The organism is Variovorax sp. KBW07, assembly GCF_003852515.1.
Taxonomy (GTDB): domain Bacteria; phylum Pseudomonadota; class Gammaproteobacteria; order Burkholderiales; family Burkholderiaceae_C; genus Variovorax.
The window spans coordinates 1-7,132 of sequence record NZ_QAJK01000184.1; the positions used below are offsets into that span (position 1 = coordinate 1).

The 7,132-nt window shown below is 67.7% G+C and carries 8 protein-coding genes; 4 read left to right on the top strand and 4 right to left on the bottom strand.

Annotated elements, in window-relative coordinates:
- Positions 1-363: 363 nt before the first annotated feature.
- The gene (locus DBV14_RS30245; protein WP_124465141.1) at positions 364-1,182 is read left to right on the top strand and encodes an alpha/beta fold hydrolase; all 819 of its coding nucleotides are present in this window, start codon (positions 364-366) and stop codon (positions 1,180-1,182) included.
- A gap of 30 nt (positions 1,183-1,212) precedes the next feature.
- Here the strand turns inward: DBV14_RS30245 and DBV14_RS30250 are convergent, their stop codons facing one another.
- From DBV14_RS30250 to DBV14_RS30260, 3 genes are read right to left on the bottom strand one after another with little or no spacing between them, the layout of a single operon-like run.
- Positions 1,213-2,211 (bottom strand): tripartite tricarboxylate transporter substrate binding protein, encoded by a 999-nt coding sequence (locus tag DBV14_RS30250; RefSeq protein WP_185546175.1) that lies wholly within the window; start codon positions 2,209-2,211, stop codon positions 1,213-1,215.
- A gap of 5 nt (positions 2,212-2,216) precedes the next feature.
- Complete coding sequence (locus tag DBV14_RS30255) at positions 2,217-2,879, bottom strand: NAD-dependent epimerase/dehydratase family protein (RefSeq protein WP_124465144.1); 663 nt, start codon at positions 2,877-2,879, stop codon at positions 2,217-2,219.
- A gap of 14 nt (positions 2,880-2,893) precedes the next feature.
- On the bottom strand, positions 2,894-3,283 hold the full coding sequence (locus tag DBV14_RS30260) for a co-chaperone YbbN (protein ID WP_124465146.1): 390 nt from the start codon (positions 3,281-3,283) through the stop codon (positions 2,894-2,896).
- A 101-nt stretch (positions 3,284-3,384) separates the two neighbouring features.
- On the opposite strand from DBV14_RS30260, the gene DBV14_RS30265 reads away from it, so the two are divergent.
- Positions 3,385-3,723 (top strand): Mpo1-like protein, encoded by a 339-nt coding sequence (locus DBV14_RS30265; RefSeq protein ID WP_124465148.1) that lies wholly within the window; start codon positions 3,385-3,387, stop codon positions 3,721-3,723.
- 6 nt (positions 3,724-3,729) lie between these two features.
- Here DBV14_RS30265 and DBV14_RS30270 read toward each other — a convergent pair whose 3' ends face one another.
- Positions 3,730-4,941 carry a YihY family inner membrane protein gene (locus DBV14_RS30270; RefSeq protein ID WP_124465150.1) on the bottom strand — a complete coding sequence of 404 codons (1,212 nt, stop codon included), beginning with the start codon at positions 4,939-4,941 and terminating at the stop codon, positions 3,730-3,732.
- Between the two features lie 54 nt (positions 4,942-4,995).
- On the opposite strand from DBV14_RS30270, the gene DBV14_RS30275 reads away from it, so the two are divergent.
- On the top strand, positions 4,996-5,439 hold the full coding sequence (locus DBV14_RS30275; RefSeq protein ID WP_124465152.1) for a DUF2069 domain-containing protein: 444 nt from the start codon (positions 4,996-4,998) through the stop codon (positions 5,437-5,439).
- On the top strand, positions 5,436-6,875 hold the full coding sequence (locus tag DBV14_RS30280) for an FAD-binding oxidoreductase (RefSeq protein WP_124465153.1): 1,440 nt from the start codon (positions 5,436-5,438) through the stop codon (positions 6,873-6,875). The genes DBV14_RS30275 and DBV14_RS30280 overlap by 4 nt, the downstream gene beginning before the upstream one ends.
- The last annotated feature ends 257 nt before the right edge of the window (positions 6,876-7,132 follow it).

Here is a 7,132-nt window from a genome sequence, read left to right on the forward strand (position 1 = left end):
GCTGAAGGCTGTTTCGTAGGTACCGTTGCTGTTTGGGTTTGTTCAGGGCGACGCCCACGCCGACGGTGTGCTCTGCTCCGCGAATGTCCCCCGCTTCGCTCCTCCTTTATTTCGCTGCGCAGAGCACACCGCCAGCGCGAGCGTTATCAGAGCAGTCGTTGATCGCGGGATCACCAGCGGCGCGTCCACCGTGCGAATGGCATCGGGTGTTCCCCGCAGCGAAATAAAGGAGGAGCGAAGCGGGGGACATTCGCGGAGGGGAGCACCCGGTGTCAGTCGCACGCGCCCCGAATGCACCCGCCCCGAATTTCCCTTCACCGAACACAACCAGACCGCAACACAACGCACGGCGGAGCAACAGCCATGAACTACGCCGTCAACGGCCACACCACCTACTGCTACACCGCCGGCAAGCCCTTCGATGCCGCCAAGCCCACCGTCGTCTTCATTCACGGCGTGCTCAACGACCACAGCGTGTGGATCCTGCAGAGCCGCTGGTTCGCCAACCATGGATGGAACGTGCTCGCGGTCGACCTGCCCGGCCACTGCAAAAGCGACGGCCCGCCACCCGCCAGCGTGGAAGATGCCGCGCAGTTCGTCATTGCCCTGCTCGACGCGGCCGGCGTCGAAAAGGCCGCGCTGGTCGGCCACAGCTTCGGCTCACTGATTGCACTGGAGGCCGCTTCGCGCGCGCCGCAACGCATCACGCACCTTGCCATGGTCGGCACGGCGTATCCCATGGTCGTGTCGCCGGCGCTGCTCGAAAGCTCCATCAGCGATCCGCAGCGCGCCATCGCGATGGTCAACACCTTCTCGCATTCGCTGCTCGCGCCGCCGCCCTCTTCGCTCGGCCCCGGCACCTGGCTCTACGGCAGCTCGCGTGCGCTCATGCGCCGGGTGCTCGCCAGCAACCGCGAGGCCAATGTGTTCCACATCGGCTTCAAGGCCTGCAACGACTACGCCAACGGCGACGCCGCGATGCAAGCGGTGCAGTGCCCGGTGCTGTTCCTGCTGGGCGACGCCGACCAGATGACGCCGCCGCGCGCCATCAAGGCACTGGCCGGCAAGGCCCGGCATGGCAAGGTGGTGACGGTGCATGCCGGCCACTCGCTCATGAGCGAGGCGCCCGACGAAGTGCTGTTCGCACTGCGCGACTTCGTCGGCGGCGCGCCCTCGGCCTGACGAATCCGCGGCGGCGCTACTCGTCGGGCGCTACTCGTCGCTGACGATGCCCGCCCGGTGGGCCAGCGCGCGGTAGCGCGGAATCTCGGCATCGACCTGCCGGCTGAAACCGGCCGCGCCGATGCTCACCGGCTCCATGCCCTGCGCCCGCAATTTCGCCTGCACGGCGGGGTTGCACATCGTCGCGTTGATGGCGCGCGTCAACTTGGCGAGCACCGGCGCCGGGGTGCGTGGCGGCGCGGCCATGCCGTACCAGGCGTCGAAGCTGGCATCGGGCAGGCCCTGTTCCGACAGCGTGCGCACGCCGGGCAGCAGGCAGGAGCGCGCAGCGCCCATGATGCCCAGCGCACGCAGCCTGCCCGCGCGCGCATGCGGCGCGACCGAGGCCACGGTGTCGACGCCGAGTTCGACCTCGCCGCCGATCACGGCCAGCACGGCCTGGCTGCTGCCCCGGTAAGCAACGTCCTGCAAGGTGATGCCCGCCGCCAGCGCGAACAGCTCGCCCGTCAGGTGCGAGCCCGACGCGTTGCCGAAGGTCGCGTAGCGGATGCTTCCGGGCCTGGCCCTGGCCGCGGCGATCAGCTCGGGCAGCGAGCGCCACGGCGTGTTGCCGCCCGCGTACAGCACCAGCGGCACGCGCGCGACGATGGCAACGGGTGCCAGGTCGCGCGCCGGGTTGTACGACTGCGGGCCACGCAGCGCCGGGTTCACGCTGAAGCTGGTGGAACCCGACAGCAGCAACGTGTAGCCGTCCGGCCGGGCCCGCGCCACGAGGTCGGTGCCGATGACTGTGGACGCACCGGGCCTGTGGTCGATGACGACGGGCTGGCCCAGCCGCTGCGACAAGGTGTCGATGATGGTCCGCGCCACCATGTCGGTGCCGCCACCCGGCGCAATCGGAACGACGAGGCGAATGGCTTTTTGCGGCCACGCGCCCTCGGCCTCGGCCACGCCGACGGCAGCGGAACCGGCCAGCACCGCGGAGGCCCGCAAAAGAAGCTGGCGGCGCGAGACGCGGGTGGCGTGCACCGGGTTCAGTGCAGGGCGTTGATGTCCGGCACTTCGAGCAGCGCCTTGGGTGCGCCGTGCCGGGCCACGGCCAGCATGGCGCGGCCGACCTGCTCGGTGGTCGTCATGCGGTCGGGCCAGAGCCGGTAGGCCAGGCTCAGCAGCGGCGCAATGACGACGTAGATGCCGTTGTACAGCGGCGTCTTGGAGCGCGCGCCGTGCAGCGGCTGGATGATGCCGGGGCGGAACATGTAGGCCGCCTTGAACGGCAGGCGCAGCAAGGCGTTTTCGGTAGCGCCCTTCACGCGGGCCCACATGCTGCTGCCGCGCTCGCTGCTGTCGGTGCCGGCGCCCGTCACGTAGGTGAAGGTCATGCCCGGGTTCAGCCGCGCGAGCACGGTGGCGGCGGCCAGCGTCAGGTCGTAGGTCACGTGCTTGTACTCGGGCTCCTTCATGCCGACGGACGACACGCCCAGGCAGAAGAAGCAGGCGTCGAAGCCTTTCAGCTCCGGCTCGATGGCCGTGTAGTCGTACATGTCCTTGTGGATCACCTCGTACAGCTTCGGGTGGGTGTTGCCGGTGGCGCTGCGCCCGACAGTCACGACCCGCTCCACGTCGGGCGCGAGCAGGCACTCGCGCAGCACGCCCTGCCCCACCATTCCGGTGGCGCCAAAGATCAGGATGTTCATGGAGGAGGTTCCGGTCAGACCGTGAAGACGGCGGGCTTTTTGTTGAGCACGGCAAGCAGCAGGTCGACGTCGAAGCTCGACGGCTTGGGCGCCTGCAGTGCCGACAGCATGCGCGAGAGCGTCTCGGCGTGCGGCAGCAATGGCCCCAGGAAGCGCGTGCCGTCCGCGCCGGCGACCAGCAGCGTCGGGAAGGTCTCGACATCGAAGGCATCGGCAATGTCGGCGTGGTCTTCGATGTCGACCCAGGCAAAGCGGAACTGCGGGTGCGCGCGCGCCACCTGCTCCAGCAGCGGCCGGTAGTCGCGGCAGGTGCCGCACCATTCGGCGCACAGGCACACGACCCAGGGCGCATTGCTGCTGCTGGCCGGCTCGGCGGATTCGGGGGCGGCGGGAAGAGCGCTCAAAGCGGATGCGGCAAAGGTGTCAATGGTGGACCGGGGTGGTGCGGCCGGAAGGTCGTGGCTATTATGGACAAGCCCCTCCAGGGGCGCAGGAGACTCGCACGATGAACACCACGACCGCCCCGGAATCTGCCGTCGATCCGCGCCGTTTCAAGAGCTTTGCGGAGTTCTATCCGTTCTACCTGACCGAGCACGCCAACCGCACCTGCCGGCGGCTGCACTTCGCGGGCTCGACGATTTCGCTGCTGTGCCTGGTGGCGCTGGTGGTCACGCTCAACCCGTGGTGGCTGCTGGCCGGGCTGGTGGCGGGCTACGGCTTTGCCTGGGTCGGGCACTTCGGCTTCGAGAAGAACAAGCCGGCGTCGTTCAAGCGGCCGCTCTATTCGTTCATGGGCGACTGGACCATGTACCGCGACATCTGGCTCGGCCGGGTCAAGATCTGATCGCTATTAAATCAATAGCACATCGCCCAGGCGCAGTGTGCGCAACGGGCCTTTTTGCCAGAGGTCTTCGAGCGGCTCGGCCTGCGGCATCAACAGTTCCTTGAGCAGCGGCTCGATGGGCGTCGACGGGTCGGCCAGCAGAACGTAGCGCGGGTCTTCGTTGGCCGGTTCTTCGGCCAGCGGCGCGATCCAGTCGAGCGCCACCAAGGTTTCGAGCACCGGCGCCAGTTGCAGCGCATCGACGCGCATGCGCGTCACCAGCTCGGCCGCGCCCATGCCCTTGGCCGGCGTGGCCTGCGCGCGCGCCAGGTGCTGCAGGGCTTCCAGTGCCAGTTGCAGTGGCCAGCCGGCGGCACCGCCGCGGCGCGCCACGCCCGTCAGCAGGCTCGGCAGGTAGGCCGCGATTACCGCGCCCAGCAACACGATCACCCAGGCCACGTAGATCCACACCAGCAGGATCGGGAAGGTGGCAAAGGCGCCGTACAGCACCGAATAGGTCGGCACCAGGCTCAGGTAGTAGCCCAGCACGCGCTTGGCAATTTCGATGGCGGCCGCCACGAAAATGCCTCCGGCCCAGGCATGCGACCAGCGCACGTTGGTGTTGGGCACGTAGTGGTACAGCGAGGCCATGCCGACCGCCAGCAGCGCGAATTCGAAGGTGTCGAAGAACAGCTTGACCATGCCGCGCCCCACCACGTCGCTGGTGGCCGACACCACATAGGAAGTGGTCGACAGGCTCACCGCCAGGATGATCGGCCCGAGCGTGATGGCCGCCCAGTAGATGAGCACCCGCTGCGCGAACGGCCGCGGCGTTCGCACGCGCCAGATGTTGTTGAGCGTCTTGTCGATCGTGAGGATCAGCGCGATGGCCGTGATCAGCAGCACGATCAGGCCCGCGATGCCCAGGCCGCTGGCCTTGCTCGCGAACTGGTTCAGGTAGCCCAGCACCTGGCGCGCGATGTTGTCGGGAATCAGGCTCTCGATCAGCCAGCGCTGCAGGCGGCCCTGCATCTTGGCGAACATCGGGAACACGGTGAACAGCGCAAGGGCCACCGTGAAGAACGGGACCATGGCGATGGTGGTGGTAAAGGTCAGGCTGCTGGCGGTGAGGCCAAGCCGGTCCTCGCGAAAACGCTCGCCCAATACCGCAGCCGTGTTGCGCCACGGAAAGCGCGAAAGATCCCTCCAGAGCTGCCTGCGATTCATGGCCGGTATCATGCCATCCGCCCTTCAATGCGCCGCCATCCAAGGGGCGCCCTCTCTTCCGACACAGTGACCGCCACCCCGCTTCCGCCCTCTTCCGTCCGCGCCACCCGATGGCTTGCCGTGGGCAGCCTCGTCGGCCTGATCGTGCTGGGCCTGGCCTGGGAACTGTGGCTGGCGCCGCTGCGTCCGGGCGGCTCGCTGCTTGCGCTCAAGGTGCTGCCGCTGGTCATTCCGCTCGCGGGGCTCTACAAGAACCGCATGTACACCTACCGCTGGGTCAGCCTGATGATCTGGCTCTATTTCACCGAAGGCGTGGTGCGCGCCTGGAGCGACACCAACGGCGTGGGGCAGGTCCTTGCGCTGGTCGAAGTGCTCCTGTGCCTCGTGCTCTTCGCGGCCTGCGCCTGGCACGTGCGGCTGCGCTTGCGCCACGCGAAGGCTGCCGCTGCTGCTGCTGCCGCCGCGTCTGCTTCTGCCGCTGCCCATCCCCTGGAAGCTTCCACCCAATGACCACTTCTTCCGCCACCACCACCGCACTCATCGACCAACTGCGCGCCATCGTCGGCGCATCGCACGTCCTGAACGAGGGCGACCTCACCGCCTACGAGCAGGACTGGCGCAAGCGCTCGCGCGGCAAGTCGCTGGCCGTGGTGCGCCCGGCCAACGCACAGCAGGTGGCCGACGTGGTCAAGGCCTGCGCCGCGGCCGGCGCGTCGATCGTGCCGCAGGGCGGCAACACCGGCCTGGCGGTCGGCTCCACGCCCGACGACACCGGCACGCAGGTGGTGCTGAGCCTGCAACGCCTGAACGCGATCCGCGGCATCGACGCCGCCAACCTCACCATGACCGTCGAGGCCGGCTGCATCCTGCAGACGCTGCAGGAAACGGCCGAGAAAGCCGGCTACCTGTTCCCGCTGAGCCTGGCGGCCGAAGGCAGCTGCACCATCGGCGGCAACCTGGCCACAAATGCGGGCGGCACGCAGGTCGTGCGCTACGGCAACACGCGCGAGCTGTGCCTGGGCCTCGAAGTGGTCACGCCGCAGGGTGAGATCTGGGAAGGCACCAGCGGCCTGCGCAAGGACAACACGGGCTACGACCTGCGCGACCTGGTGATCGGCAGCGAAGGCACGCTGGGCATCATCACCGCCGCGACCATGAAGCTGTACCCGCTGCCGGCCGCGCAGCTCACGGCCTGGGCGGCGGTGCCTTCGCTCGACCACGCGGTGACGCTGCTGGGCCTGGCGCACAAGCACCTGGGCGCGGGGCTGACGGGCTTCGAGGTGATGGGCAAGTTTGCGCTGAGCCTGGTGACCAAGCACATGCCGCAACTGCGCGTGCCGTTCGTGGACGACGCGGCGGTGCCGTACTGCGTACTGCTCGAAAATTCCGACAACGAGTCGGAAGACCATGCCCGCGCGCGCTTCGAGGCGCTGCTCGAAACGGCGTTCGAAGACGGCTGCGTGACGGATGCAGTGGTGGCCGAGAACCTGACGCAGGCACATCAGCTCTGGCACATCCGCGAGAACATTCCGCTCGCGCAGGCGGAGGAAGGCCTGAACATCAAGCACGACATTTCGATCCCGGTGTCGCGCATCCCGGCGTTCGTGGCCGAGACGGACGCACTGCTGGCGCGCGAGATCGCGGGGGTGCGGCTGGTGAACTTCGGCCACCTGGGCGACGGGAACCTGCACTACAACGTCCAGGCGCCGGAGAACATCGATACGAAGGCGTTCCTGGTGAACGAGGAAGAGCGGATCAACACGCTGGTGTACGACGCGGTCGAAAAGTTCGGCGGCTCGTTCTCGGCGGAACACGGCGTAGGCTCGCTGAAGGTCGACAAGCTGGAGAAGCACAAGTCGCCGGTGGCGCTGGAGATGATGCGCGCGATCAAGCGGGGGCTCGATCCGAAGAACACGCTGAATCCGGGGCGAGTGATTCGCGTCTAGTTCGCAGTCGGGTTCATTCTTGGGGCTGCTGTTCGGGAGCGGGGGCGGGTGCGGGTTCATTCGGGGCGCGTGCGACTGACACCGGGTACTCCCCTCCGCGAATGTCCCCCGCTTCGCTCCTCCTTTATTTCGCTGCGGGGAGCACCCGATGCCATTCGTACGAGGGCGCTGCGCTTGTGTCGCTCGATCAACGACCGCTCTGAGCCGCTCACGTCGATGGTGTGCTCTGCGCAGCGAAATAAAGGAGGAGCGAAGCG